This window comes from Halostagnicola larsenii XH-48 (genome assembly GCF_000517625.1).
GTDB lineage: Archaea > Halobacteriota > Halobacteria > Halobacteriales > Natrialbaceae > Halostagnicola > Halostagnicola larsenii.
In genome coordinates, this window is record NZ_CP007055.1 from 804,360 (window position 1) to 829,899 (window position 25,540).

The 25,540-nt window shown below is 62.9% G+C and carries 24 protein-coding genes; 3 read left to right on the top strand and 21 right to left on the bottom strand.

The annotated features are described in order from the left end of the window. Positions 1-28: 28 nt before the first annotated feature. The 4 genes from HALLA_RS03960 to mvaD all read right to left on the bottom strand — a co-directional run bounded on the left by HALLA_RS03960 (position 29) and on the right by mvaD (position 5,488). Complete coding sequence (locus HALLA_RS03960) at positions 29-2,698, bottom strand: heavy metal translocating P-type ATPase (protein ID WP_049952174.1); 2,670 nt, start codon at positions 2,696-2,698, stop codon at positions 29-31. A 105-nt stretch (positions 2,699-2,803) separates the two neighbouring features. Further along, on the bottom strand, positions 2,804-3,550 hold the full coding sequence (locus tag HALLA_RS03965; protein WP_049952175.1) for a helix-turn-helix domain-containing protein: 747 nt from the start codon (positions 3,548-3,550) through the stop codon (positions 2,804-2,806). 285 nt (positions 3,551-3,835) lie between these two features. After that, positions 3,836-4,375 carry a DUF2243 domain-containing protein gene (locus HALLA_RS03970; RefSeq protein ID WP_049952176.1) on the bottom strand — a complete coding sequence of 180 codons (540 nt, stop codon included), beginning with the start codon at positions 4,373-4,375 and terminating at the stop codon, positions 3,836-3,838. A gap of 126 nt (positions 4,376-4,501) precedes the next feature. Next, positions 4,502-5,488, bottom strand: a complete 987-nt coding sequence (gene mvaD / locus HALLA_RS03975; RefSeq protein WP_049952177.1) for a phosphomevalonate decarboxylase MvaD — start codon at positions 5,486-5,488, stop codon at positions 4,502-4,504. 370 nt (positions 5,489-5,858) lie between these two features. Between mvaD and HALLA_RS03980 the strand changes: the two genes are divergently transcribed. From HALLA_RS03980 to HALLA_RS03990, 3 genes are all read left to right on the top strand, one after another. Continuing rightward, complete coding sequence (locus HALLA_RS03980) at positions 5,859-6,932, top strand: methionine synthase (protein ID WP_049952178.1); 1,074 nt, start codon at positions 5,859-5,861, stop codon at positions 6,930-6,932. A gap of 98 nt (positions 6,933-7,030) precedes the next feature. After that, positions 7,031-7,714 (top strand): endonuclease III, encoded by a 684-nt coding sequence (gene nth, locus HALLA_RS03985; RefSeq protein WP_049952179.1) that lies wholly within the window; start codon positions 7,031-7,033, stop codon positions 7,712-7,714. Positions 7,715-7,839: 125 nt separating this feature from the next. Continuing rightward, entirely contained in the window at positions 7,840-8,064 is a 225-nt protein-coding gene (locus HALLA_RS03990) for a hypothetical protein (RefSeq protein ID WP_049952180.1), read from the top strand. A gap of 38 nt (positions 8,065-8,102) precedes the next feature. Here HALLA_RS03990 and HALLA_RS03995 read toward each other — a convergent pair whose 3' ends face one another. From HALLA_RS03995 to HALLA_RS04075, 17 genes are all read right to left on the bottom strand, one after another. Then, positions 8,103-8,891 carry an NAD(+)/NADH kinase gene (locus HALLA_RS03995; RefSeq protein WP_049952181.1) on the bottom strand — a complete coding sequence of 263 codons (789 nt, stop codon included), beginning with the start codon at positions 8,889-8,891 and terminating at the stop codon, positions 8,103-8,105. A 45-nt stretch (positions 8,892-8,936) separates the two neighbouring features. Continuing rightward, on the bottom strand, positions 8,937-10,274 hold the full coding sequence (locus tag HALLA_RS04000; protein ID WP_049952182.1) for a M28 family peptidase: 1,338 nt from the start codon (positions 10,272-10,274) through the stop codon (positions 8,937-8,939). A 110-nt stretch (positions 10,275-10,384) separates the two neighbouring features. Then, entirely contained in the window at positions 10,385-11,191 is an 807-nt protein-coding gene (locus tag HALLA_RS04005; RefSeq protein WP_049952183.1) for a CBS pair associated ParBc domain-containing protein, read from the bottom strand. A 120-nt stretch (positions 11,192-11,311) separates the two neighbouring features. Next, the gene (locus HALLA_RS04010) at positions 11,312-12,811 is read right to left on the bottom strand and encodes a DHH family phosphoesterase (protein ID WP_049952184.1); all 1,500 of its coding nucleotides are present in this window, start codon (positions 12,809-12,811) and stop codon (positions 11,312-11,314) included. Between the two features lie 40 nt (positions 12,812-12,851). After that, positions 12,852-14,360 (bottom strand): NADH-quinone oxidoreductase subunit N, encoded by a 1,509-nt coding sequence (locus HALLA_RS04015; RefSeq protein WP_049952185.1) that lies wholly within the window; start codon positions 14,358-14,360, stop codon positions 12,852-12,854. Continuing rightward, on the bottom strand, positions 14,360-15,895 hold the full coding sequence (locus HALLA_RS04020) for a complex I subunit 4 family protein (RefSeq protein WP_049952186.1): 1,536 nt from the start codon (positions 15,893-15,895) through the stop codon (positions 14,360-14,362). The genes HALLA_RS04015 and HALLA_RS04020 overlap by 1 nt, the downstream gene beginning before the upstream one ends. Next, the gene (nuoL, locus tag HALLA_RS04025) at positions 15,892-17,931 is read right to left on the bottom strand and encodes an NADH-quinone oxidoreductase subunit L (protein WP_049952187.1); all 2,040 of its coding nucleotides are present in this window, start codon (positions 17,929-17,931) and stop codon (positions 15,892-15,894) included. Before nuoL ends, HALLA_RS04020 begins: the two co-directional genes overlap by 4 nt. Positions 17,932-17,935: 4 nt before the next feature. After that, on the bottom strand, positions 17,936-18,241 hold the full coding sequence (nuoK, locus tag HALLA_RS04030) for an NADH-quinone oxidoreductase subunit NuoK (RefSeq protein ID WP_049952188.1): 306 nt from the start codon (positions 18,239-18,241) through the stop codon (positions 17,936-17,938). Beyond that, positions 18,238-18,750, bottom strand: a complete 513-nt coding sequence (locus HALLA_RS04035; protein ID WP_049952189.1) for a hypothetical protein — start codon at positions 18,748-18,750, stop codon at positions 18,238-18,240. Before HALLA_RS04035 ends, nuoK begins: the two co-directional genes overlap by 4 nt. Continuing rightward, entirely contained in the window at positions 18,747-19,022 is a 276-nt protein-coding gene (locus HALLA_RS04040) for an NADH-quinone oxidoreductase subunit J (protein WP_049952190.1), read from the bottom strand. Before HALLA_RS04040 ends, HALLA_RS04035 begins: the two co-directional genes overlap by 4 nt. Continuing rightward, positions 19,019-19,480: a NuoI/complex I 23 kDa subunit family protein gene (locus tag HALLA_RS04045; RefSeq protein ID WP_049952191.1), complete on the bottom strand. Its 462-nt coding sequence runs from the start codon at positions 19,478-19,480 to the stop codon at positions 19,019-19,021. Before HALLA_RS04045 ends, HALLA_RS04040 begins: the two co-directional genes overlap by 4 nt. Continuing rightward, positions 19,477-20,568, bottom strand: coding sequence for a complex I subunit 1/NuoH family protein (locus HALLA_RS04050; protein ID WP_049952192.1), 1,092 nt, complete (start codon positions 20,566-20,568; stop codon positions 19,477-19,479). The genes HALLA_RS04045 and HALLA_RS04050 overlap by 4 nt, the downstream gene beginning before the upstream one ends. Further along, positions 20,565-22,220: an NADH-quinone oxidoreductase subunit D gene (locus HALLA_RS04055; RefSeq protein WP_049952193.1), complete on the bottom strand. Its 1,656-nt coding sequence runs from the start codon at positions 22,218-22,220 to the stop codon at positions 20,565-20,567. Before HALLA_RS04055 ends, HALLA_RS04050 begins: the two co-directional genes overlap by 4 nt. Then, complete coding sequence (locus tag HALLA_RS04060; protein ID WP_049952194.1) at positions 22,217-22,921, bottom strand: NADH-quinone oxidoreductase subunit B; 705 nt, start codon at positions 22,919-22,921, stop codon at positions 22,217-22,219. The genes HALLA_RS04055 and HALLA_RS04060 overlap by 4 nt, the downstream gene beginning before the upstream one ends. After that, a complete protein-coding gene (locus HALLA_RS04065) occupies positions 22,918-23,331 on the bottom strand; it encodes an NADH-quinone oxidoreductase subunit A (RefSeq protein WP_049953997.1) in 414 nt (137 codons plus the stop codon). The genes HALLA_RS04060 and HALLA_RS04065 overlap by 4 nt, the downstream gene beginning before the upstream one ends. 186 nt (positions 23,332-23,517) lie before the next feature. After that, the gene (locus HALLA_RS04070) at positions 23,518-24,156 is read right to left on the bottom strand and encodes an AIR carboxylase family protein (RefSeq protein ID WP_049952195.1); all 639 of its coding nucleotides are present in this window, start codon (positions 24,154-24,156) and stop codon (positions 23,518-23,520) included. A 26-nt stretch (positions 24,157-24,182) separates the two neighbouring features. Next, complete coding sequence (locus HALLA_RS04075) at positions 24,183-25,514, bottom strand: 5-(carboxyamino)imidazole ribonucleotide synthase (RefSeq protein ID WP_157231318.1); 1,332 nt, start codon at positions 25,512-25,514, stop codon at positions 24,183-24,185. Positions 25,515-25,540 lie beyond the last annotated feature (26 nt).

Genomic DNA, 25,540 nt, shown 5'->3' on the forward strand with positions numbered 1-25,540 from the left:
GGAAAGGTCGATCCGGGTCGGGGCTGGCTCAGTCCGAGTCGACCGCCGTGTCCGCTCCGTCGGTATCGGCGTCGAACGCAGGCGTCTCGGGTTCCTCTCGAGCGAGTCGCATCGCGTTGCCCGTGACGCCGAGGCTCATTCCCATATCGCCGACGACGACGGCATGGATGATGGTGACGATGCCCGGGACCGCACCGAGCGCAAGGACCGCTTTGACGCCGAGACTCGCCCAGATGTTCTGTTTGATGACCTCGTTCGCCTTCCTCGACAGGCGATAGAGGTATGGCAGCCGCGTCAGGTCGTCGCCCATCAGCGCGATATCGGCCGTCTCGAGGGCCGTATCCGTTCCCGCGGCGCCCATCGCGACGCCGGTCGTCGCGGTCGCGAGCGCGGGGCCGTCGTTGATGCCGTCGCCGACCATCGTGACGCTCCTGTCGCCGGCCGAATTCGCAAATTTCTCGTCGGAGGCCGATTGTGCATCCGATCTGCGCTCTACAGGCACTCGGTCGCCGGCTTTGAGGCGACGAATCCACTCGAGTTTCTGCTCGGGCAGCAGCTCGGCGTGGTACTCGTCGATGCCGACCTCCTCGGCGATGGCCCGCGCGGTTCCTTCGTTGTCTCCGGTGAGCATCACCACCCTCACGCCCTGTTCTTGCAACTGCGAGACGGCCCATGGCGCCTCCGGTCTGACCTGGTCTGCGACGGCGACGACGCCGAGCGGTCCGTCCGCCGTTCCGACGACGACGACCGTTTTTCCGTCCGCCTCGAGTTTCGGGACGATCTCGGAGAGCACGTCGAGACAGCCCGCTCGGTCGCAGTCGGGGTTCGATTCGCGGTCCCAGTCCGCCTCGTCGGACTCGGAGCCGGCGACCACGCCGCCGTCCGTGGCGTGGACGTGCTCGAGATCGGCCAGCCCCTCGAAGAGGTCCGGCTTGCCGACGTAATGCGTGACGCCGTCGAGCTCCGCGCGCACGCCGCGTCCGGTGAGGGCCTCGAAGTTCGACACCGCGAACGGGTCGGACTCCTCGGCGTCGGTCGCGGGTTTCGCGTCCGCCCCGGACCCGTCGAGACCGCGCTCGCCTGCGGCCTCGACGATCGCATCGCCGACGGGGTGTTCGCTCCGGCGTTCGATCGCGCTCGCGCGGGCGAGCACGTCCGATTCGTCCGCGCCCTCGAGCGGGATCACGTCGGTTACCTCGAGTTCGCCGGACGTGAGCGTCCCCGTCTTGTCGACCGCGAGGACGTCGCTCTCGCCGACTGCCTCGAGGTAGCGCCCGCCCTTGATCAACACGCCGTTTCGGGCCGCGCTGGTTATCCCCGAGACGACGCTGACGGGGGTGCTGATGACGAACGCGCAGGGACAGGCGATGACCAGCAGCGTGAGTCCGCGCAGGAACCACACGTTCCATGAGGCGTCGAACACCAGCGGCGGTACCACGGCGATTCCAACGGCGAGCGCGACGACGATCGGCGTGTAGACGCTGGCGAACCGATCGACGAACTGCTCGCGTTTGGTCGTCTCGCGTTCGGCGTCCTCGACCATCCGAACGATGCGGGCGATGGTCGAATCGTCCGCCTCGCTCTCGACGCCGATCTCGAGGTAGCCCGATTCGACGATCGTCCCCGCGTAAACCTCCTCGCCCGTCTCCTTGTCGACGGGGACGCTTTCGCCCGTGATCGGCGATTGGTCGACCGCGCTCTGACCCTCCGTGACCGTCCCGTCGGCCGGGATCTTTTCGCCGGGCTTGACGATGACGGTGTCGCCGATATCCAGGGTGTCGGCCGCGACGACCGCCTCGCTCCCGTCGTCTCGGCGGACGGTCGCCGTCTCGGGCGAGAGGCTCATCAACTCGCGTAACGAATCGCGCGCCCGGTCCATCGAGTACCGCTCTAGCAACTCCGCGACGGAGAACAGTACCGCGAGCATTCCGCCTTCGAACGGGTGGTGGGCCGCGACGCTGGCGACGATCCCGGCGCTCATCAGGAAGTCGATGTCGAGGCTGCGATTTCGCAGCGAGTAGTAGCCGTTTCGCAGAACCGGCAGGCCGGCGACGGCCACCGCACCGATGAACAGGAGCTGTGAGAGCGCGTAGGTTCGTCCGAACACGGTCGCGACTGCCGGATCGAGCCCGGGAACCGCGAACTGGAGCACCATCCCGACGGCGACTAGCGCACCGCCGATGGCCGTTCCGATCGCTCGGCGACTCCGCCACACCGCTCGAGATTCGCCGAGTCCGTCCGCTCCCTCCTCGATCGGTTCCCCCTCGTACCCCGCGTCGTCGATGGCCTCGACGACCGTCGCCGTCTCGAGGTCGGAGCCCCCGCTCACCGTCACCCGTCCGGACGCCGGTCGGGTTTCGATCTCTCGAACGGCGTCGACGCGCTCGAGGGCGTTTTCGACTTTGGTTGCACACGACGCACAGTCCATGTCGGGAACCGAGACCGTGAGTTCGCTCTCGTCTCCCGCGATGGCGTAGCCCGCGGTCCGCACGCGAGTCCGTATCTCGTCCTCGCTCGTGAGCGTCGGATCGTAGGTCACGACGAGGCGACCGCTCGTTACCTGCGATTCGATCCCCTCGATTCCCTCGAGACGTTCGATGCTGTTCGTCACCTTCCCGGCGCAGGACGGACAGTCCATCTCGGGAACCCGAAGCTCGAGGGTCGACCTCGAGTCGGGCGACGAAGCGGCGTCTGTCATTAGCTGATGCTACGCGCCGAGTGAGGATAGCAATTATTTGGCGCACGCCAAATAGCGGTTGGTTCCGGCTATGGAAGACGACGCGGTCCGAACGCGGTCGGTCACTCAGATTTCCGGTGCGAGCGCCTCGATGGAGGCATCGGCGTCGACGAACGTCGTCGCGAGCGCCGCCTCGGCGCGCCGGAGTCGGTACGACAGCGTCGAGCGCGGCACGTCGAGTTCCGTTGCGAGATCCGAGAGTTCGATCTCTCTCGGCGTCTCGTAGTAGCCGTGCTCGACGGCCGCCCGGAGCGCAGCCTGCTGGGACTCCGGAAGCGCCCCATCGGGATCGGGCCGCGCGCGCTCGGGGTCGACTTCCGTCAGCCGGATCATCTCCATTCCCGTACACTCGCCCACTTCGTCGCCGAGAGCGTCGAAGAAAGTGTGAACCGACGCGTCGCTCGAGAGGACGATCCGCCAGCGGTAGCGCTGGCCCTCGCGGTAGGTCTCGAACAGCAGCCCCTCACCGAGGTACTCGAGCGCGAGGTGGGGAATCGACGTACAGACCGGCGTCCGATCCCAGTAGGTGTAGACGACGAGCGTGTCGTTCGATCGATCGAGGACCTGGACCTCACACTCTGCACCGCAATCATCCTTGACCAGACAGTCCGCGAAGTAGGTCGCGTCCCGATAGGCTTCCTCGAGATCCTCGAGGACCGCCGGCGAACCCGTCGCGTGGTCGACCCGCCAGAGGCTCTCGGGGGTGACGTGACACGACAGCGAGCGGACCGAGGCGTCGGGATTGTCCGCGAGTACGTCTGCAACCGGGTTCGTTCCCGGTTCGTACTCCAGCGCGAAGACGAATTCTCTCATATCCACCCGTACGAGTCGACGGGAAAAAGGGTTCCCGGTGGTCGTCGTGGCACCGGTCGTGGTGTCGAGCGCACTCGAGTTGCTTCGAGATCGCTGGCGGTTTCCTCGCGTACACCCAGATCGGCGCACACGCAGCCGCGGCCGCATGCTGTACAAAGCGAGGATACAGCGGACAGGTCGAACGGTGATACGAACTCCGACAGCGACGATGGCGATACAGATTCGGACGGTGACGATGGCGAGACGGACTCGGACCCCTGACGGACTACACTCGTCGAAAACGCGCTACTCTCCCCCTCCGGCCTTCGCTGGTGCATGCTCGACTGCCGGCGCTCCAGCGCCGCGACGGACGATGGCGTAGCCGCCGACGATGAACAGTCCGCCCCAGAGCAAAAACCCGGCGTCCCACAGGAACACGCTTCCGGGACCGGCCGGCCAGACGTGATGGATCCCGAGGAGGTGGTGATTAACGATCCCTTCGATTACGTTGAATAGTCCCCACCCGAGGATCACCGATCCGAACAACGCCCGACCCGACTTGGGAACGCCAGGTCGCCCCCACGCGCGCCACAGCAGGACGATTCCGAGAACGGTGAAGACGTACGTCCCGGCGTGAAAGAACCCGTCGGCCATGACGTTCAACTCGAGGTTACCCGCAATGGTCGGGTCGGCGTGAGAGGAGACCATGTGGTGCCACTGGAGGATCTGATGCAAGACGATCCCGTCGAAAAACCCGCCGAGTCCCAGGCCGAGGAGCACGCCGGCCTGGACGAGCGGTTTGACGCGTCGTGGGAGACCGAGCCAGGTCCCGTCCCGATCGCTCATGATCTCGATTACAGGAAGGACGGGGAAAGCGATAGTGCCGGCATATTCCCGGCGACCTCGAGACTCGTTCGAATTGCCGTCTTTCGGCCCCGAGATCTGCCCAACGGCGCGGTCGATACTCGAGCTTTAGAACAACTGCTCGGCGTCGTCCTCGAGGATCTGTGCAGGTCCGCCGACGCCCCAGACCATCGTCTCGACGCCGCAGTCTGCGACCTCCGATTCGACGCGATCGGCGTGTTCCTCGAGCGTATTGACGTAGACGCTCGCTCCGGTATCGGTCGAGAAGTAGACCGGGATATCCTCCTCCTGACGGAGCTTCCGAACGCGGTTGAAAATCTCGAGCGTCGCCGGTTGCCAGTACACCCAGCCCGAGGGACCGGTCATCGTCGTCGCGGCCAGCGACAGCGAGTCGTGTTCGGCCAGCGAGAAGGCGGCGTCGAAGTCGTCGTTTCGGAGCGCGTCGCGCATCTCCGCGATCTGCCCGTGGATGTGGGCGTTACGCGCCTGGAACATGTGGCTGTCGGCGGCCTCGTTGTGTGCGTCTTCGGTCTCCTTGTGGTAGGGGACGAGGCCGACGACCGTCGTGAGGTCGTCCTCGAGTCCCGTCTCGATGCGGCGGGATCGACAGTCCTCGTCGTTCAATCCGGTGTAGAGCTGCGAAAACGCCCCGGTAACCGCTCGAGCGGCCGACGCCGAACCGACGCGGGCGATCGTCGAAATCTCCTCCCGATCCGCGTCGATGCCGGCGGCTTCCGAAAGCGCCATCGCCGCGGCGGCAAACCCCGACGACGACGATCCGAGTCCGACGTTCGTCTGGAAGTCGTTCTCGCTCACCAGTCGAACCGGCTGTTCGGCATGGTCTGAGTCGGTTTTCTCGCGAACCTTCTCGAGAACCGCGTCGACGCGTTCGGCGCCACGCCCCTCGAGTTCCTCGCCGTCGACGACGAACGTGTCCTCGTCGTACTCCGCGGAGAACTCGGCCGTCGTCTTGGTGTGACTCGGCGCGGTGCAGACGCTGATACTGTCGTGGTACGGAAGCCGCTCGATATCGTCGCGCATCCCGTGATACTTGACCAGCCCCTGAATCGGATGTGCCAAAGCCGTGGCTTTCATACCCAGACTGGCGAGTACCGGCCGCTTAAAGGTCACGGGATGGTGCGGACGTGGTACCGCAGTGGCTTCGACATTCGTTTGTGCTGGGTAATTGATCTGCTGTGTGCGCAAGTTGGTTTCGTTCATCTTGATGACCACTCGAGGAGATACCGTCGAGTGAATTCCTACTAGTTATATCCTATTCAACTAGTATTATGTTGGGTTATGTATTATGTGAGTCATGTATGCCATTGATCCAACTGACAACTCCACGGAGTCCTGCAAAACCACGGAGAAAGGTCGACGGATTCGACCAGTCGAGTAGCTATCCGAGACGAACGGATATCTCTCTTGAGAAACGAACGGCAGACATCTCAACGGAGGCCCAGGCGTGACGGGTCCCGCTTTGCGCGACCAATTCAAACCGGGGGATCACCCGCACGATCACTTCCTGCTGACGACCGTCGTCGGTGCTGCACCCAAACCGAAGTGGCACAATCGCGCTCGAGACCAGTTCGAAGATCCTGACGCTGACTTCGGTCGATCGGAGTGGAAGGAAGCTAAAGATGACGCCGCCCGACTCGTCACGACCGACCACGAACGCGTCGGGCTAGATGTCGTCACCGACGGAGAGATGCGACGCAACGAGATGGTCGAATACTTCGCAGAACGGATCGACGGATACGAGTTCAACGGCCTCGTGAAGGTATGGGGACACAATTACTTCGATAAGCCCAGCGTCCGTCGCGAGGTCGAGTACGGGGGGACGTGGCTCGTAGACGAATACGAGTTTACCAGCACGGTGGCGTCTCGGCCGGTTAAAGTCCCGATTACTGGTCCATACACCCTCGCCAAGTGGTGCTTTAACGAAGTCTACGAAGACGACGCCGAACTCGCCGCGGCCGTTGCTGAGCTGGTCAACACCGAAATTCGAAAACTCGTCGACGCTGGCGCGCGCTACATCCAGATCGATGAAGCGGCTCTGGCGACGACGCCCGAGGACTACGCCATCGTCGGCGACTGTCTCGAGACGGTCGTCGAAGGAATCCCCGAGGACGTCTACATCGGTCTCCACGTCTGTTACGGCGATTACTCCCGAATCTACCCCGAGATCCTCGAGTTCCCGGTCGACGAGTTCGACCTCGAACTCAACAACGGCGACTACGGCCAACTCGAGGTGTTCGAGGAACCGGAGTTCACCAAAAGCCTTGGATTCGGCGCCGTCGACGTGCACACTGCCGAGGTCGAATCCGTTGAAGAAATCAAAGCCAACATCGAACGCGGCCTGGAGGTCGTCCCACCGGAGCGCCTCACAATTAGCCCGGATTGCGGTCTGAAACTCCTTCCACGCGAGATTGCCTTCGGCAAGATGCGAAACATGGTGCGGGCAACTCGAGCGATCGAAGCCGAACTCGACGATGGAACGCTCGAGGTTGGCGACCGAGGTGTCGGTCTCGGCAACTGATCAGTGTCGTCTGTCTCGACGGGAGATATTCGACCAACCTCGGCTTTGAACCGACCCCAAATCCGAACGCTGAAAGCCCGACAGTCCAAGCGGAGGTTATGGGAACGCCACGCGAGACGCGGACCGAGCAGGCCGCAGAAATCGTCGATCGGTTGGAGGAGACCTACCCCGACTCGACGATTTCGCTTCGGTACTCGAACCGACTCGAGTTGCTGATCGCGGTCATCCTCTCCGCGCAGTGTACCGACGAGCGGGTCAACAAGGAGACGAAGCCCCTGTTCGAGACCTACGACGGCCCGGAAGACTACGCGAACGCGCCGCAGGATGAACTCGCCGAGGCGCTGAACTCGATCACCTACTACAACAACAAGGCGAAGTACATCCGAAACGCCTGCGAGACAATCGTCGAGGAACACGACGGCGAGGTGCCGGATACGATGAGCGAACTCACGGACCTGCCGGGCGTCGGCCGGAAGACGGCCAACGTGGTCCTCCAGCACGGCCACGACATCGTCGAGGGGATCGTCGTCGACACGCACGTCCAGCGACTCTCGAGGCGACTCGGGATCACCGAAGAGAGCTATCCCGAACGGATCGAGGGGGACCTGATCGAAATCGTTCCCGAAGACTACTGGCAGCAGTTTACGCACCTGTGTATCGACCACGGGCGAGCGATCTGTTCCGCGCAGAATCCCGATTGCGGCGACTGCGTGCTCGCGGACATCTGCCCGTCCGAAAAAGGCGACAGCGAAATCGATCTGGCGTCGGGAGAACCGTGGTGATCCGGGGCGCGTTCTAAGAGGAGAAATCCGGATTCGAGAGCGCTACTATCAAACATCAGGGCGCATATTCAGGCCCAAGGCCTTTTCAGTGGAGTGGGGTACACACCCAATACGAGGTGACCACTATGTCCGAAAAAGACGAGCACGGCCGAGACGTAGAACTGGCGAAGGAGGATACCGAGGCCGAGGACGACGACGAACTCACCGAGGAAGAAAAGGAGGCTCGCGAACGCCAGGACGAAGAACAGCGCCGCCAGGACATCGAACACAAATCCGTCGAACGCGAGAACGACGCACTCGAACAGGAAAATCCCGACAACCACCGGGACGAAGAGCCATACAACAGCTAAACGGGCCGCTCAGAGCACAGAATCGTCTCGACCGACCCTCATTCGCTCTTTCCTGAAATCGCGAACGTCGAGAGCGATCCATCCGCAGTAATGTGGACGCGCGTGTCGGCAGTGATTGTCTCGAGCGTTCGCCCGTCGACCGACACCGCCACGGCGTCCTCGTCGCGTTCGATCGAAAGAGAGAGGTCCTCGTCCGGGAGCACCCAGCGATCGGTGTGCGTGTCGAAGGGGGCGATCGGTGCCGCGACCACGGCCTCGATGGCAGCGGAGAGTATCGGTCCGTCGACGGCGTTGGCGTATCCGTGACTGCCCGATGGCGTCGCGACGACGACGCCGTCGGCCCGAAACTGATCGATCGACTCCCCTCGACTCTCGATACCGTACTCGGAGATTCGGGCGGGTTCGTCGGTCGCCAATGTGATGTCGGACAGCGCTCGTTGCCCCTCCCCATCACCGATACGGACCTCGAGAAGCGGCTGCTCGCAGACGCGTGCGTCCCCCTCGAGAACGGTTTTGGTTGCGTCCACGAGGGCTGTCCGTCGAATTCCGACCGCCCCTGAGCTACAGTCGACGGGAAGGACAGGGGTCTCGGCCCACTCAGCCGACTGGAGAACGTCGAACAGCGCTTCGTCGCCGAACGCCACGACGAACGAGGGGTCCGCCTCGCGGACGGTCTCGGCGTGACCGGTCACGACCGACCCGTCGTATTCGTCGAGGAGTGTCTCGAGCGAGTCGACGAGGCGGTCCTCGTTTGCCGCCGAATCCGGGTCGGCGTCTACGACACCGACGACCGGTTGGTCGCCCGCAGTCCACGCGGCGGATTCCATAGGACCCAGTTCCGGCGGCCCGACCAAAAACGTGCGGATGTGCGTTTAGTTTCCGTCCCGGTCGTACGGCCAGTCACCCGTTATTCGCATGCCCTCGGCCAGGCCCTGATCCTCGAGGTCGGCGGCGATCGCTTCGGGCGGCCTGTGTTCGATCGTGGCGTCGTCGCTCGCGAGGTGGACGACGAGTTCGGTGAGCAACACCGCCTGTTCGCGCAGGGTCCGTTTCTCGAGTTTCTCGAGCGTGTCGGCGTAGGTGTGGCCCCATCCCCGACCGACGTCGTCCGACGTGCTCGTGACGTGATAGCCCGGCACGCCCCACTGGACGAACGGCCAGTGATCGCTATGGGGACCGAGACCGGGATCCGTTTCGATCGGGTGGTCGTATCGCTCTGAAATCGTCTCCACCGCGGACTCGAGGCCGTCGAACCCGTGGCTAATTAGCGAGAGCGTCCGATCGCCGACGACGCCGTCGTTGTTGACGACGGCGACGATATCGTCGTGGGCCGTCTGCTCTGCGTGGTGTTCCGACCCGACGAGACCGACCTCCTCAGCGCCGTAGGCGACGAACTCGACTCGCGTCTCGAGGTCGTCTTCGCGCCCCGCAAGGGCGTTCGCGAGTTCGACAACCATGGCGGTGCCAGCGCCGTTGTCGAGCGCTCCCTCTGCGATATCGTGTGCGTCGACGTGACTCGTCACGAGAATCCGTTCGTCGGTGTCGGGGCCGAGTTCGGCGTGGACGTTCTGGCTCGTCGCGCCGCCGATATCGGCCTCGACACTAATCTCGATGTCCTCACCATCGAACCGTCGTGCGAGGCGCGCGCCGAGTTCGCTCGAGACGCCCAGAGCCGGAATCTCCCCGATCGGAGCCGCGGGCGTTCCGACGCTTCCGGTCGGTGGCAGGCAGCCCTCGACGTGATTTCGATAGAGGAACCCGACCGCGCCGTTGTCGACCGCGTGGTAGTACTTCTCCCGGCGGTGAACGTAGCGCTCGTAGTGGTCCGGAACGTCGCTTCTGACCATGACGATCTTGCCGTCGATGTCCGTCTCGGCGAACGAACCTGGGAGTCCGTACTCGAGGTCGACGAGTTCCGCAGTAACCGTCTTCGATGGACTCCGCGGAAGCGCGATCGAGGCGTGTTCGAGTCCGGGCGACAAACTGGAACGCTCGCCGCGAATCGAACTCTCGCCGCGAGTCCACCCCTGCACGTCGAACGTCTCGAGGCGTGCGTTTCGCGCGCCGGCGTCTGAAAGCGCCGTCCGCGTCAGCGTTGCGGCCTCGCGCTCGCCGTCGCTGCCTGCCATCCGAGTACCGATACCGACCAGCTTCTCCAGGTGATTCCAGCCGACATCGCTCGTGAACGTCTCGCCAATCCACGTGCTCATGGAGAGACGTACGCACTCGAGGGTGTAATCCTTCGGGCATCGACGACTCGGTTCGGTCGTCGCGTTCGGCGCGCTCTGTGACTGGAAGAAGGGATGTTCTCGCCCGTCGTCTACTCCTCGTCGGGTTGTAATCGTTCGGTGGTTTCGACGAGCGGGTGTCGGGCGTAGTCGACGACGTCGATGTCCTCGATCCCCTCGAGGTTCTCTTTGGCGGCCGTTTTCGCCATTCCGAGGTCGATTTCTCGATCGATGACGATGACGTACGCGTCCATCTCGTCGATCGACAGCCGATCCGCCGCGAGCACTCGGTGGTGACCGTCTGCCAGCATCAGGGTTCCGGCGTTGTCGATGACGACCAGCGGTTCGGCCAGCCCGTGTTCGAGTTCGTACCGCCGTCCCTCGAGTTCGTCGGCGTATACCCGCCCCTGCGTCGGAATCAGGTCGTACAACGGAACCGTCCGTCGCTCCTGGGTGAGATCGATCTCGTGAATCTGCTCTAAGGTCCGGATCAATTTTCCGACCTTTTCGGGGGTGGCCCGCTCGATCTGGCTTCGAATCACGTCTGCGTTCGAGATGATTCCCACGAGGTTACCGGCGTCGTCGACGACGGGAAGCTTCTGGATTCCCGACCGGAGGATAACTCGAGCGGCATCGGTCAGTTTCATCTCGGGATGGGCGACCAGAAGATCGGTCGTCATCACCTTGAAAATCGGTTCGTCGTCGTCGGCCAACAGGAGATCTCGCGCGCTGATGAATCCTTCGACGCGGCGCCGATCACAGACGGGAAAGCCGCTGTGCTCGTCGCTCTCGGCGATCCGCGTTGCGACATCGAATACGGTCGAGTCGGGCGAGACCGTTTCGACCTCTCGCGTCATGTACTCTTTGACCGGCGGTTTCCCCTCCGGAACAACGTCCATACGCGTTCGTTTGGTGCCGGACCGCAAAAGTACTGTGCGTTCCCGCCGTCCGCTATCCAGTTGCGACGCGATTTACAGGCGGTTCAAGGCGAATGCCAGGTGGCTTGACCTCGAGGCGCTTCACGCCGACTCGCCGTCGTTTTGTTCGCCTTCGTCCGGTTGGAACAACCACTCGCTGGTGCGGTCGTAGGCCCCCACGGGCGTGCCGGGTCGCGTTCGAATCGCTTCGAAGAATCGATCGGTGATCACCTCCTCGATGACGCTGAAAATCGAGTTGCGTTCGTCCTCGTCGTCGGCGCTACCGAGAATCCCGATCTCGAGTTGTGCGCCGGCCATATCGGCGTGTCCACCCGCGCTGCCGATCGGGTCGAACGCGTCTCGAAGGGTTTCGCCGAGGTCGACGTTACTCGCCCGAGACCGTGCCGACAGAAACACCATCTCGTCGCGGAACCCGAACACGAGCGTCGTACTCACGCCTTCCATCGCGAGGAGTTGATCCGCCGCCTGCGGTAACGCGTCTCGATCCCCGAGGCGTCCAACGCCCGCGACGGCGACCGACTCGCGCTGCTCGCGGTTTTTGATCGCTCGAGCGATAACCTCGAGCGTGTCGCCGCCGACCGTCGGCTCTTCGATCTGATCGATTTTCGCCCCATCGACGGCTGGCAACAGGGTCGATGCCGCCTCGAAGTCCATCGCCGATACCTCTCGAGTAAAGTCGTTGGTGTCGATCCGAATACCGTACAGTAACGCGGTCGCAACCCGCGAATCGAAGTCGACGCCGAACCGGACGAGGTATTCCGTGAGGATCGTACTCGTTGCGCCGGCCCCCTCGCGGAGGTCCACGAACTCACCCGCCACAGGCCCTCGCGGCGGATGGTGGTCGATTACAATATCGACGTGAAGCTCCTCAGGGAGCTGATCGTTGACGCCGGGGCGGGCGTGATCGACCAGCGCGAACGCGTCGTAGGCGCCGAGCGGATCGTCTCGCTCGAAGTTCGTGAGATCCAACTCGAGGAGGTTCACCATCGCCCGGTTTTCCTGATGAGAGATCTCCCCGAAATAGCACGCGTCGGCCTCGAGTCCGACTCGCTCGGCGATTTCGACGAGCGCGACCGCGCTCGCGATGGCGTCGGGATCGGGATTGTCGTGCATGAACACGCCGAGCCGTCCGTCGATCTTCGAGAGTTGCGCTCGGAGGTCGATCGCGTTCTTCGCCGACGAACTGGCCGTTTTGTCGATGATATCCGCAGCCAGTGCCGCGGACGGATCGATGACCCTGTCGGCTCGCGATTCGAACGCCTCTCGATCGGCTTCGTCGGCGTTTCCACCGAGGTAGGCGACGATGGAGACCGCCGGGAACCGCTCGCGGGCCCGCTCGAGTGTGACCCGATTGACGTCGGTTCGATCGCTCGCGATGAAAATTTCGTCCGGCGTCTCGAGTCCCTCGAGAACGGCGGGATCCGTCGGATCGTCGTGACGTGCCGGAATACTCTCGTCTCGAAGCGTCTCGACGAGGCTCGCGGTGTCCGCGATGACGAGCAGCCGGCCGTCGCGCGTTGTGAGTTGCTCGACGATCGGCTGGCCGACGGTGCCACAGCCGAGCACGAGCCGAAAAACCATACCGCGGCTTGCGACTCCGGAAGGTAAAAGCTACCGGGTTTCAGGCAACGATCGCTGCCGCAGCGTCGACGGCGGCGTCGGCAACCGGGCCGAAACCGGGCAGAACGACGACCGTCATCACGGCCGCAAAGACGATCGCGGCGTAGAGGCCGAGCGGTTGCGCGAGTGCGTCGCGCTCTCCGACCGGCTCTTCGATCCAGAGGGCCTTGACCAGCCGCGAGTAGTAATACAGCGAGAGCGCGCTGTTTATCACCAGCGCGGCGGCGACGACGAACAGGCCTGCTTCGATCGACGCGGTGAACAGGAAGTACTTGCTGAAGAAGCCGCCAAAGGGCGGAATTCCCGCGAGACTGAACATGAACACCGTCATCGCGACGCAGGCGATCGGTGCCTTCGCCGACAGCCCGTTGTAGTCCTCGAAGGTCCGTCCGACGCCCCAGTATTCGGCCAGGCCGACGAAGAGGAACGCGCCGGTGTTCATGAAGCCGTAGACGAACAGGTGCATTAACGCAGCACCCATCACGACGTCGTTTGCACCGGCCCCGAGTCCCGCCAACCCAATCAATGCGTAGCCGGCGTGGCCGACCGAGGAGTACGCGAGCATTCGCTTGACGTTTTCCTGCGTGGCCGCGGCGAAGTTCCCGACCGTCATGGTCACGATGGCCAGCACCATGAAGAGTACCGACCAGTCGATACCGACCGCAGCGGCGGTCGACTCGAGCGGGAAGGCCGTCGTGAACACGCGGAACGCGATGACGAAGCCTGCGGCCTTCGACGCCGAGGAGAGAAACGCCGCGATCGGTGCGGGCGCTCCCTCGTAGGCTTCGGGTGCCCAGAAGTGGAACGGAACGCTCGCGGTCTTGAACGCGAAGCCGCCGATCAACATCAGGATGCCGAGTCCGAGCAGCGGCCCGTACTCGCCGTCGATGTTGTTCGCGATCGACTCGAGCTGGAGGAACCCGGTCGCGCCGTAGACCAGGCTGACGCCGTAGACGAAGATCGCCGAGGAAAGCGCTCCGATCAGGAAGTACTTGAGCCCCGCCTCGACGCTGCCGCGATTGTCCTTGAGGATCGCGACGAGCGCGTAGGACGGCAGACTCGTTAGCTCGAGGGCGATGAAGATGGTAACGAGGCTGTTCGAGGCTGCCATCGTCGCCATGCCGGTCGCCGCCAGTATCGTGAGCGAGTAGTACTCGGCTTGGTAGGTGTGGCCGTCCATGTAGTCGTAGCTCGCGATGGAGACCAGCGACGTAACGGTCGTGATGACGACCATGAAAAACAGCGCTAGCTGGTCGACGACGAGTTGGCCTTCGTGGAGTTCGATGACGCCGAAGCCACCGTCTGCCTGCGGCGTTCCGACGCCAGCGAGCAGGAACCAGACGGCGACGCCGAGTGCGAGGAGCGACCCCGCGGTCGCCGTCCCCGCAAGCAGCGTGCGATTCGTTTTCCGCGGGTCGATGCTATCGACGGCAAAGAGGACGAGGGCGGTCGCCACCAGCACGTACACCGGCGCGAGCCCCGCCCAGCCGGCGAACTCTATCGGCAACATCACCACTCACCTCCGTTCTCGAGGATCGGATCAACTGCGTCGGTTATCATGTCGAAGATCAACTCCGGTGCGACGCCGAGTGCGATGATGATCGCGAGCAACACGAACATCGGCGCGATGTCGTGCAGCGGCGCACGACCAATGTCGTAGTCGGTCTCCAGCAGATACGGCCCGAAGACGGCCCGCTGGAGCGCAAACAGCAGGTAGCCGGCCACGATGACGATGCCGAACATCGCCACCGCGGTGATCAGCGGCGCGTACTCGAGGAACTCCGAGCCGAACGAGCCGAAGAAGATGAAGTACTCCGCGGCGAATCCGCTCATCAGCGGCAGGCCCATGTAGGCGAACGAGCCGGCGATGAGCACGCCGACGGCGAATGGCATCTTGTCTGCCAGTCCGGACATGTCGGTGAGCATCCGGGTGTGGGTCGCGTTGTAGATGACGCCGACCGCCATGAACATCAGTCCCGAAACGAGGCCGTGTGAGACCATCTGGAAGGTCGCACCGCCCACGCCGAACTGGGTGAACGCGACCAATCCGAGAATCACGTAGCCCATCGAGGAGACGGAGGAGTACGCGACGACGCGTTTGAGGTCCGTCTGTGCGAGCGCCAACAGCGCGCCGTAGATGACGCTTATCGCGGCGATAACCGCGATCGGGACGGCGAACGTGCTCAGAACTTCCTCGGGGAACATCGTGAAGTTGAATCGCAAGAGCGCGTACGTCCCCATCTTCAGCAGGACGCCCGCCAGCAGCACCGACGCGGGCGTCGGCGCTTCCACGTGGGCGTCTGGCAACCACGTGTGGAACGGCACGACCGGCACCTTCACCGCGAACCCGAGGAACATCGCGAGGAAGACCGCCGAGGCGAGCGACGTTCCACCGAGACCGAAGATTTCGGTCTGCGGCCCGGTCTCGAGCATCGCGGCCGTTATCTCGGGCAGTGCGAACGTCGTCACGTCGAGGCTGAACACGAGCGTGATGAACGCGCCGAACATCACGAGCGACGCCACGTTCGTGTAGACGAAGAACTTGATCGCGGCGTACTTCCGGCGCGGGCCGCCCCAGATCCCGATCAGCAGGTACATCGGGATGAGGACCGCCTCCCAGAAGATAAACCAGAGGAAGAAATCGAGCGCCGCGAAGACGCCGATCAGGTTCGCCTCGATGAACAAGAGGAGCCCGTAGAACTGCGACTCGCGGTCGTCGATCGGCGTCCACGAACTCACGATGGCGAGCGTGGTCAACACCGTCGTTAGGACGACCAGCGGCAGGCTGATCCCGTCGAGGCCGACGAACCACGAAATCGTGTATTCGCCGAGTTGAATCCACTCCGTCGAGGACTCGAAGGCGATCACACCGCCGTCGGCGAGCAACGCGTTCCCGCTTCCGTCGAACGCGGTGAGCAAGAAGACGCTCAGTGCCACCGGCACGAGGCTGATCGCGAACGCGAGCTTTCCTGCGATGCGATTCGGCGCGACGAACGTGACCAGCGCGCCGAGCAGTGCGACGCCGATTAGTAACTCGATCATCATACGAACCACCCTCCGTACACGCCGAGGACGACAAGTAACCCGACGAATCCGCCGACGATCAACGCGGCGTAGTTAGTCACGATTCCCGTCTGAATCCGTTTGATCCAGCCGCTTCCGAACAGGCTCACGCTCGAGACGCCGTTGACGACGCCGTCGATAACCGACTGATCGAACCGGTCCGCCGTTCGAGCGGTCGGCAGCGTTAGGCCCTCCGCGAGCCACACCTGGAACTCGTCCTGGTAGTAGTTACTCCGGAGGAGTTCGCGAACCGCACCCAGTCGCTGGGTGTGTGGTTCGGGTTCGGAACCGCCGTAGAGCGTCCACGCGAGCCCCGCCCCGCTGAGGGCCAATCCGAGCGACAGCGCGGCCCCGACGAGCAACGTCGTCTGTTCGGAGCCGGCGATCGCTCCCGTTTCGTGTGCCAGCGTGTCGCTGTAGGCACCGTAGGTGAGTTCCTCGAGGCCGCCGTAGTGGCCGTCGAGCCACATCTCGAGGAACATGATGTCCATGTCCAGTAGCTTGCCGATGGGCGCGAGGTTCGCCACGCCGGCGGTTAGCGAGAGGAGACCGAGGACGATCAGCGGTGCTTTGACGCTCCAGCCGATGTCGTGTGGGTCTTCTGCGGCCTCCGAGCGCGGCTCTCCGTGGAACGTGAGAACCACCATGCGGAAGGTGTAAAAGCCGGTGAAGAAGACGGCGATCAGCCCCATCGCGTAGGCCGCGAGGTAGACCTCGTTCTCGAGGCCGAGGATGAGCGCGTCGTAGAGCACCTCGTCTTTGGACCAAAAGCCCGAGAACGGAATGATGCCGGCGAGTGCGAGTGCACCCGCGAGGAAGGTGTAGTAGGTGACGGGTGCCTTCTCTTTCAACCCGCCCATCTTCCACATGTTCTGTTCGTGGTGCATGAGGATGATGACGGCACCGGCACCGAGGAACAAGAGCGCCTTGAAGAAGGCGTGGTTCATCAGGTGGAAAACCCCGGCGACGTAGCCGCCGACGCCGAGGCCGAGCATCATGTAGCCGTACTGGCTTATCGTCGAGTACGCCAGCACCTGTTTGATGTCGTCTTTGACGACCGCCATCGACGCCGCGAACAGCGCGGTAAAGCCGCCGACGAAGGTGATAATTCCGAGTGCGGTCGGTGAGAGCGCGTAGTACCCGAACATCCGTGCGACGAGGTAGACGCCGGCCGCGACCATCGTCGCCGCGTGGATGAGCGCCGACACGGTCGTCGGCCCCTCCATCGCGTCGGGGAGCCAGGTGTGTAGCGGGAACTGTGCGGACTTGCCGATCACGCCGCCCAACACGAGCAGTCCGGTGATCGTAATCCACGTCTGGGCGTCGAACCCGAACAGGGTTTCGCCGCCCTCGAGGGCGGCTTCCGCCTGGGCGACGAACGAGTTGTCGCCCGCGAACGCGAGCGTGCCGAACGTCGCGCCGATCGCGACGACGCCGATCAGGAAGAAGTAGTCACCGAAGCGGGTGACCAGAAACGCCTTCTTCGCGGCCGAGGGTGCAGACTCCGTCCGGAACCAGAAACCGATCAGGAGGTACGAGCACAGCCCGACCAGTTCGAAGAACATGAACGCCATCAGCAGGTTGTCCGCGTAGACGAACGCGAGCATGCTGAACGTGAACAGTCCGAGTTCGGCGTAGTATCGCGGGAGTCCCGTCTCGCCCTCGGCGTTCATGTAACCGAGGCTGAAGACGTGGACGAGCAGCGCGATCAGCGAGACGATCACGAGCATCAGCGCCGAGAGCGGATCGATCAGGATGCCGAACGTGAACTCGATCCCCTGGGCTGCGCTGTGGCCCGCCGTCTCGCCGGCGGCCCACTGGTAGTACGTTTCGTGGTGTACCTCGCCGCTCGCGACGGCCGCGAGCATCAACAGCGAGAGGCCGAGCGAACCGGCCGTCGCGAAGATACCCGCGATGGCACCCTTCTTCGGCATCGCGTTGCCAAAGCAGAGTGCGACCACGAAGGCCGCGAGCGGGAGCAGTGCTATCGCCGGTGCGTAGGTAAAGATCCCTTCCATCTTCTTACCACCTCATCGTCGACGGGACCGTGACGTCGACGTCACGGAAGTTGCGATACAGTACCAGGATGATGCCGAGTCCGACGGCAACCTCCGCGGCCGCGAGCGCCATCGTAAACAGGGCGAAAACCTGCCCCGTGAGGTTGCCGTGATAGAACGAGAACGCGATCAGGTTGACGTTCGCCGCGTTGAGCATCAACTCGACGGACATCAAGAAAAGCAGCGCGTTCCGCCGCGTGAGCACGCCGAACAGCCCGATACAGAACAGGGCCATCGACAGCAGGACGTAGTGTTCGATCCCGACGCTCACACGCTCTCACCTCCGTCAGTGGAGCGGTCGATGCCATCGTCGGGTTCACCTGCCGTGCTGTCTGTCGATGAACCCGAATCCGTTCGAAAGCTCTCACCACCGTCGGTCGCCGCCCCGAGATTCCCGCGACGGCTGGTTCCCGCCTGCGTTGAAGTGGGTTCTGCGTCGGTCGTGGCACTCGAGAGCGCCGCGACTGTCTGGCCTTCGTCCTCGCGTTTTGCGAGGACGAGTGCGGCGTCGAGTGCGGCGTCCAGCACGATCGCAATCAAGAGGAACGAAACGAGAAACGGCTCGGTGTTCGTCATCGGCCCCTCGGTCGGCTGTAAGGCCTCGAGATCGAACAGCGCGTACCCGATTTCGGCGGTTATCGAGGAGACGCCGGAGAATCCCTGCAGCGAGCCGGTAAACGTCGTGTTGAACACGATCGCCGCCATCAGCCCGAACAGAGCGACTGCGAGCAGGCCGGGGACGAGCGTCTTGCCGAGTCGTAGCTTCGGACGCGTCGTCACGACTGGCTCACCTCCGTCTCCTCGAGATCGGCGGTCTCGTCCTGGGTCAACATCACGGCGAACGTGATGAGGATGAGCACGCCGCCCACGTAGACGAGGATCTGCATCATCGCGACGAACTCCGCCGCGAGCATGATGTAGTACACCGCGACGCTCAGCAGCGAGATGCCGAGCGCGAGCGCCGAGTGCCAGGGTTCCTCGAAGAGGACGACCCCCAGCGCACTCGAGAGGGTAATGGCCGCGAACAGCGCGAACGCGATCGTTTCCATCATTGGTAATCGACCTCCCCTTCGCCCTCGCCGATCCAGGCGCCCCGATCGGGTTCTCGAGACTCGAGCGGGTCGATATCCTTGTACCACGGCACGGCTTTGAGCTGTTCTTTGTTGTAGACGAGGTCGTTTTTCGTATCGCCCGTGAACTCGAAGTTCTGCGTGAGCAAGATCGCGTCGACGGGACAGACCTCCTCGCAGAGTCGACAGTAGATACACTGGCCGATGTGGAGGTTGTACTGTTCGCCGTTGCGCTTGTCGTCCATCACGATCTGAATCGTGTCGTTCGGACAGACGTTCTCACACTGGCGACACCAGATACAGCGTTCCTGACTGAACTTGTGAACGCCGCGAAACCGCGGGGAGACGTCCGGCGCAGTTTCGGGATACTCCACGGTGAACGTAGAGCCATCCAGTGCGTGTTTCATCGTCGTTGCCATCGATTTGAGTATCCCAATCATGCTATCAGCCCCACGATAATTGCGGTGAGCAAGAGGTTTGCAAACGAAAGGACCAGCAGGCCCTTCCACCCGATCTCGATCAACTGGTCGATCCGGACCCGCGGCACCGCCGAGCGGAGCCACTGGGTCATCATGAAGACGCCCCAGATCTTGATCAGGAACCAGACGATTCCCAGGAACGCAGGCCCGGGTCCGGCGGGACCGCCGAGGAAGATCGTCGCGATGATGGCACCGCCGAGGAAGATGTGCAAGAACTCCCCGAGATAGATCAGGACGAAGTAAACCGAAGAGTACTCCGTCTGATAGCCGGCGACGATCTCAGTCGGTGCCTCCGGGGTGTCGAATGGGTTGCGTCCCACCTCCGCGAAGTTCGCCGTGAGGAACAACACGAACGCGAAGGGGTTGACGAGCGCGTACCACTGGGGAATCGAAACGACGCCGAGATCGATCAGCGCCTGCGACTGCGCTTCGACGATCGTGCTCATCTGTAGCGAACCTGCAAAGAGCACGACTGACATCCCCGTGACGACCAGTGGAATCTCGTAGGCGACGTTCTGTGCGACCGCCCGAAGCCCGCCAAGCAGCGAGTACTTGTTCGCCGATGCGTAGCCCGCCATCACCAGTCCGAGACTCGCGATGCCGGAAACGGCGAAGACGAACGCCAGTCCAACTTCGGGGTCCGCGAGTTGAATCCCGCTTCCCATCGGAATAACGGCAAACCCGAGCATCGCAGACGAGGCGACGACGATCGGCGCGAAGTCGTAGGCCGGTCGGTCGACGTTTTCGGGAATGATGTTCTCTTTCGAGAGCAGTCGAACCGCGTCGGCGACGATGATGAACACGCCGGCCGGACCGAGGTGATTGACCGCGATTCGGTCGGTAAAGGCGGCGGTAATCTTTCGTTTCGCCCACGGTCCGGCGACCCCGGTCATCGCGAGCATCAAGCTGCCGATAATGAAGGCTGCGAGAAACGCAGCGACCAACTCGCCTGCCACGCCGAGCTCGCCGAGTCCGGTGAGGTCGCCGATTCGCTCTGGAAGCATCGGCTCGCCCACTTGCAGTACCATTTCGGGTGCGCCCCGGCTCATCGATCCACCTCGCCGAGCACGATGTCTAAGCTGCCCAGGGACGCGACCAGATCAGGGATGTACTCTCCCTGTACCATCTGCTCGAGCGCCGAAAGGTTGTGGAAACACGGACTCCGGATCTTGAACCGGCCGGGTTTGTCCGTCCCGTCCGATCGGATGTAGATCCCGAGTTCGCCCTTCGCACCTTCGACGGCGCGGTACACTTCGGTATCAGGGTCAGGTTTCAACGTTCGAGGAACGTTGGCCTGTACTTCCCGTTCGTCTTCGGGCCACTCTTCGATCAAGTCGAGACACTGCTCGATGATTTTGGCGGATTCTTCGACTTCTCGCATCCGGACGAGGACGCGGCTGTAGTTGTCACAGCCGTCCTCGGTGACGACGTCCCACTCTAAGTTTTCGTAGTAGCCGTAGGGATCGTCGCGCCGGAGATCGAAGTCGATTCCCGATCCGCGTGCGACGGGACCGGTACAGCCGTACTCTTTGGCGACTTCGGGCTCGAGAATCCCGGTGTCGACACAGCGAATCTGGAAGATCTCGTTGCTCGTGAGCAGATCGTTGTACTCGTCGACCTTCGCCGGGAGTTCGTCGAGGAAATCACGCGTCTGTGCGATGAACTCCTCGCGGGGTTCGGGGAGATCCCAGGCGACCCCGCCGAGTCGGAAGTAGTTGAACATCAACCGCTGGCCGGTGAGGTCCTCGAGAATGTCCTGGATGACCTCGCGGTCGCGGAAGGCGTACTGGAAGACGGCGGTGAAGTCGCCGTAGACGTCCAGCGCGAACGTTCCGAGCGCCAGCATGTGCGAGGCGATCCGGCAGAGTTCGGCCCCCATGGTTCGGATAACCTGTGCGTACTCGGGGACTTCGATGTCCGCGAGATCTTCGGCCACTCGAGCGTACGCCCACTCGTTTAACAGGCCGGAGGAGACGTAGTCCCAGCGATCGGGGTAGGGCATGATCTGGTGGCGATACGTTCCCTGCTGGCACATCTGCTCCTCACAGCGGTGCAGATAACCGATGTCGGGGTCGACGTCGAGGACCGTTTCGCCGTCCAGCACCGTCTTGATGTGCAAGACGCCGTGGGTCGCCGGGTGGTGCGGTCCGACGTTGAGGAACATCGTGTCCGATTCGGAATCGAGGTGGTCCGGCTGAATCGGGTTCTCGTACTCCGAGAGGGTGACGACCTGCGGTTTCGTCTGGTCGTAGTCGAGACTCAGCGGATGGCCCTGCCAGGTCTCCGGCAGGAGGATCCGACGCGGGTCCGGATGCCCTTCGTAGTCGATTCCGACGAGGTCGAACGCTTCGCGTTCGTGCCAGTCTGCGGTTCGAAAGACAGGCTCTGCGGACTGGCTCGTCGGCTCCTCGAGCGTCGTCGGGACGACGACGCTGACCTCCTGAGTGGGGTCGGCGTACTTCTTGAGGTGGTAAATCGACTCGTACCGGTCCTCGTACTGCTGTGCGGTGAGACAGGAGAGGTGGTCGAACCCGGCCTCATCGCGTAGGTCGGAGAGGACGTCTTGGACGTCATCCGGGTTGATGACGAACCCCGGCGCGTTCAGGTGATCGTCGCGTGCGATTGCACGGTCGCCGATCAGCGCCTCGAGTTCGTCCTCGGTGGTCTCGGCAGTTCGTGGTGGTTCGATGTCCGTGCTCATGGTGAATCAGCCCAGTTGTATCGCATGACGAGATCGTCCTCGTCGATCTCACTGGCCAGTTTCTGGACGAGTTCGTCCTGTGGAAGGTCGCCGAACTGCTCGAGTTCGTAGGGTTTGACGACGACGGGGGACGACTCGCTGTTTCTGATCCGCTCCTGGAGCTTTAGGACTCCGTACACGAGCGCCTCGGGTCGCGGTGGACAGCCCGGCACGTGGATGTCGACGGGGATTATCTCCTCGGCACCCTTCACGACGTTGTAGCCCTCCTGGAACGGGCCGCCGGAGATCGTACACGATCCCATCCCGACGACGAACTTCGGTTCGGGCATCTGATCGTAGACGCGTTTCATCCGGGGGCCGAACTTCGAGACGATCGTTCCGGGGACGATCATCACGTCGGCCTGTCGCGGCGACGCGCGGGGGACGCCTGCGCCGTAGCGATCGATGTCGTGTTTGATCGCGTACGTGGACATCATCTCGATGCTACAGCACGCGATTCCGAACTGGAGCATGAACATCGAGTTCCCCCGGACCCAGTTCATGAACTTATCGAACTTCGTGAGGATAAACGGTGACGCGCCGAAGGCCTCACGAAGCTTGGAATTAAAGCGGTTGTCGACCCCCTCGCCAATCCGCGCATCCCGGGTGTCGGTCGAGGGTGCGGTACTATCGTATATTTGTTGCCGTGGTTCGTTGCTCATGGTCGATCAGCCTCAGTTTCGACCTGGTACGGACTTCGTGCCCACTGTACTGCACCGCTGCGCCACGCCCAGGCGAGTCCGACGAGGAGGATTGCGACGAACACCAACATCGGACCGAGTATCTCGAGAAGCGACACGGCATCCGATTCGACGGCATCCAGGTAGACGACCGCCCACGGAAACAGGAGGACGGTTTCGATGTCGAAGACGAGAAAGAGAAGTGCGACCATGTAGTACTGGATGTTAAACCGAATGCGTGTCCCACCGGTCGGGACCTCGCCACTCTCGTAGGTGGCGCGTTTGCTCGTTTCGGGTACGCTGGGTCGAATGAGATACGATACCGCCATCATCGAGAGCGGAATCAGTAATCCCACGAGCGCCAGCATCCCCACAGCGATCCATTCATTCATCTCCGTAACGTTCGCAGGTTCAAACCGCATGCATATAAGGGTTGATTCTTGCGATTCCCGGTTGATCTGCCGATAAACGGCCGTATGGAGGTGTTCTAGCGACGAACAATCATCCACAAATAACTACAGGACGAGATTCAACGGTAATGGGCCATTGGCACAGTCTCGTGTATCTCGACCGAGATCTTACTGATCGCCAGATCGATATGCCGCGACACCGCCATCGTGAAGGGCCCGAGACACCGTTCCAACCTCGGATTGGAGCGACTCGTGGTAGGCGACGAGTCGGTCTCGGACGTCGTCGTGTTGCCGTGCGAGAATCTGGGCGGCTGACAACGCAGCGTTGAAGGACTTCCCCGCGTCGACCGCGACCAGCGGCGCACCCGTCGGCATGCCGATGACGCTGTCGACGGATTTCTCCTGTACCGGGACGCCGATGACGGGCAGCGGATACGCGATCGACGCCGTCATGTTCGGGAGGTCCGCGGACTTCCCGCCCGCGCCCGCGATGATAACTTCGAGACCGCGCGCTTCTGCCGTCTCAGCGTAGGCCGTCATCAAGTCAGGCGTCCGATGGGCCGATGTCACGTACGTCTCGAAGGTAAAGCGCTCTTTGGGTGTCGTTTCGTAGTCAGTCTGTTCGGCAAAGTCGAGTTCTTCGACCAGTGCGTCGTACGCTCCGGGCCGGCGGCCCCCGGTCATCATCACCTCGAGGTCCGAATCGCTCCCCATGACGATACCGATGTCCGGGGTTTCCTCGGTCGGTCTGTCCTGTTTTGCTTCCTCGTATAATCGATCGATGAGGGTTGTCACAGAATCTGCCATTGAGGTCGATACCGCGTTCGAGGTAGTTAGTCGGTCCGAAACGTCACCGCCTCTCGAAGGGCTCGAGCAGTTTCGAGGTGGGACTCGAGAACGCGGTCTTCGGCCCCGCCCCGCGTCGAACCATTGTCGTCTCCAGTCGATCGTTTCGCTGCCGACGCCTCGAGATCGACGGAATCGCGCGCACTGACGGTCACGTGTCCCATCTTCCGCAGCGGTCGAGCCTGCTTTTTCCCGTACCAGTGGAGGTGCGCCGACGGCGTCTCGAGGATCCGCTCGACGTTGTGCAGCGTCGCCGCTCGCTCCTCGTCGACGTCGCCGAGTAAGTTCGTCGAAACCGTCGGGGAACGCAGCGCCGTCGAGCCGAGCGGCCAGCCCAGCACGGCCCGGACGTGTTGTTCGAACTGCGAGCTGTGGGCCCCCTCGATCGACCAGTGGCCGGAATTGTGCGGTCGCGGCGCGATCTCGTTGAGCAACAGGTCGCCGTCGCGGGTCTCGAACAGTTCGATGCCGTAGACGCCGCGGCCGTCCATCACCTCGAGTACGTCCGTCGCGAGTTCCGTAGCCCGCTCTCTGACTTCGGGCTCCGAGCGGGCGGGGACCAGTGTCTCGCGGAGGATTTCGTCCTCGTGGACGTTTTCGCCGACGGGGAAAGTAGCCGTCTCATCGTCTCCCTTGACGGCGATGACCGAAACCTCACGGGCGAAGTCCACGAAGGACTCGACCATCGCCGGTCCGGCGACCGACTCGAGGGCCGACTCCGCGTCGGCCTTCGACTCGATGGGGACGTTGCCGCGTCCGTCGTAGCCGCCGGTTCGGGCCTTGAGCATCACCGGCGCGCCGTAGTCGTCGATCGCCGTCCGAATGTCGGCCGCGTCCTCGACGGCGCGAAACGGCGGGACCGGGATCCCGGCGTCGGCGAGTTCGCGCTTCTGGACGAGTTTGTCGTGAATCGTCTCGAGCGTCGAGGGCTTCGGGTGAACGGGGGTTCCGGTATCCTCGCTCACGCGCTCTAACACGTCCTGATCGGCGAGTTCGATCTCAAACGTGAGGACGTCGGCGCGTTCGGCGAGTTCGTGGATGTTCCCCTCGTCGTCGAAGTCGGCGACGATCTGATCTCGGGCGAGCGATGCTGCGGGACAGTCCGGCGTCGGATCGAGAACGATCACTTCGACGCCGAGCGGGCCGGCCGCCTCGGCGAGCATTCGTCCGAGCTGACCGCCGCCGACGACCCCGAGCGTCGGTCCTGGCGACTGTAGCGTGGTCATCGAGCGGCGGTTGTCCGCGGCTCCGCTTAAGGATTGGCAATCGGCTAGCTGCCGATCGACTGCCCTGATCGATCGGGGCTCGAGTCGGCGCAAACTCGCTCGAGAACGGTACCTCTTTT

Coding starts and splice junctions, on each gene's coding strand:
- HALLA_RS04070 (WP_049952195.1), bottom strand. CDS start 24,156: ATGGCAGATTCTGTGACAACCCTCATCGATCGATTATACGAGGAAGCA.
- HALLA_RS03970 (WP_049952176.1), bottom strand. CDS start 4,375: ATGAGCGATCGGGACGGGACCTGGCTCGGTCTCCCACGACGCGTCAAA.
- HALLA_RS04020 (WP_049952186.1), bottom strand. CDS start 15,895: ATGATGATCGAGTTACTAATCGGCGTCGCACTGCTCGGCGCGCTGGTC.
- HALLA_RS03990 (WP_049952180.1), top strand. CDS start 7,840: ATGTCCGAAAAAGACGAGCACGGCCGAGACGTAGAACTGGCGAAGGAG.
- HALLA_RS04050 (WP_049952192.1), bottom strand. CDS start 20,568: ATGAGCCGGGGCGCACCCGAAATGGTACTGCAAGTGGGCGAGCCGATG.
- HALLA_RS04045 (WP_049952191.1), bottom strand. CDS start 19,480: ATGATTGGGATACTCAAATCGATGGCAACGACGATGAAACACGCACTG.
- HALLA_RS04040 (WP_049952190.1), bottom strand. CDS start 19,022: ATGATGGAAACGATCGCGTTCGCGCTGTTCGCGGCCATTACCCTCTCG.
- HALLA_RS04015 (WP_049952185.1), bottom strand. CDS start 14,360: ATGTTGCCGATAGAGTTCGCCGGCTGGGCGGGGCTCGCGCCGGTGTAC.
- HALLA_RS03960 (WP_049952174.1), bottom strand. CDS start 2,698: ATGACAGACGCCGCTTCGTCGCCCGACTCGAGGTCGACCCTCGAGCTT.
- mvaD (WP_049952177.1), bottom strand. CDS start 5,488: ATGAAAGCCACGGCTTTGGCACATCCGATTCAGGGGCTGGTCAAGTAT.
- HALLA_RS04010 (WP_049952184.1), bottom strand. CDS start 12,811: ATGGTTTTTCGGCTCGTGCTCGGCTGTGGCACCGTCGGCCAGCCGATC.
- HALLA_RS04065 (WP_049953997.1), bottom strand. CDS start 23,331: ATGAATGAATGGATCGCTGTGGGGATGCTGGCGCTCGTGGGATTACTG.
- HALLA_RS04005 (WP_049952183.1), bottom strand. CDS start 11,191: ATGGACGTTGTTCCGGAGGGGAAACCGCCGGTCAAAGAGTACATGACG.
- HALLA_RS04060 (WP_049952194.1), bottom strand. CDS start 22,921: ATGAGCAACGAACCACGGCAACAAATATACGATAGTACCGCACCCTCG.
- HALLA_RS03965 (WP_049952175.1), bottom strand. CDS start 3,550: ATGAGAGAATTCGTCTTCGCGCTGGAGTACGAACCGGGAACGAACCCG.
- nuoL (WP_049952187.1), bottom strand. CDS start 17,931: ATGGAAGGGATCTTTACCTACGCACCGGCGATAGCACTGCTCCCGCTC.
- nth (WP_049952179.1), top strand. CDS start 7,031: ATGGGAACGCCACGCGAGACGCGGACCGAGCAGGCCGCAGAAATCGTC.
- HALLA_RS04000 (WP_049952182.1), bottom strand. CDS start 10,274: ATGAGCACGTGGATTGGCGAGACGTTCACGAGCGATGTCGGCTGGAAT.
- HALLA_RS04055 (WP_049952193.1), bottom strand. CDS start 22,220: ATGAGCACGGACATCGAACCACCACGAACTGCCGAGACCACCGAGGAC.
- HALLA_RS03995 (WP_049952181.1), bottom strand. CDS start 8,891: ATGGAATCCGCCGCGTGGACTGCGGGCGACCAACCGGTCGTCGGTGTC.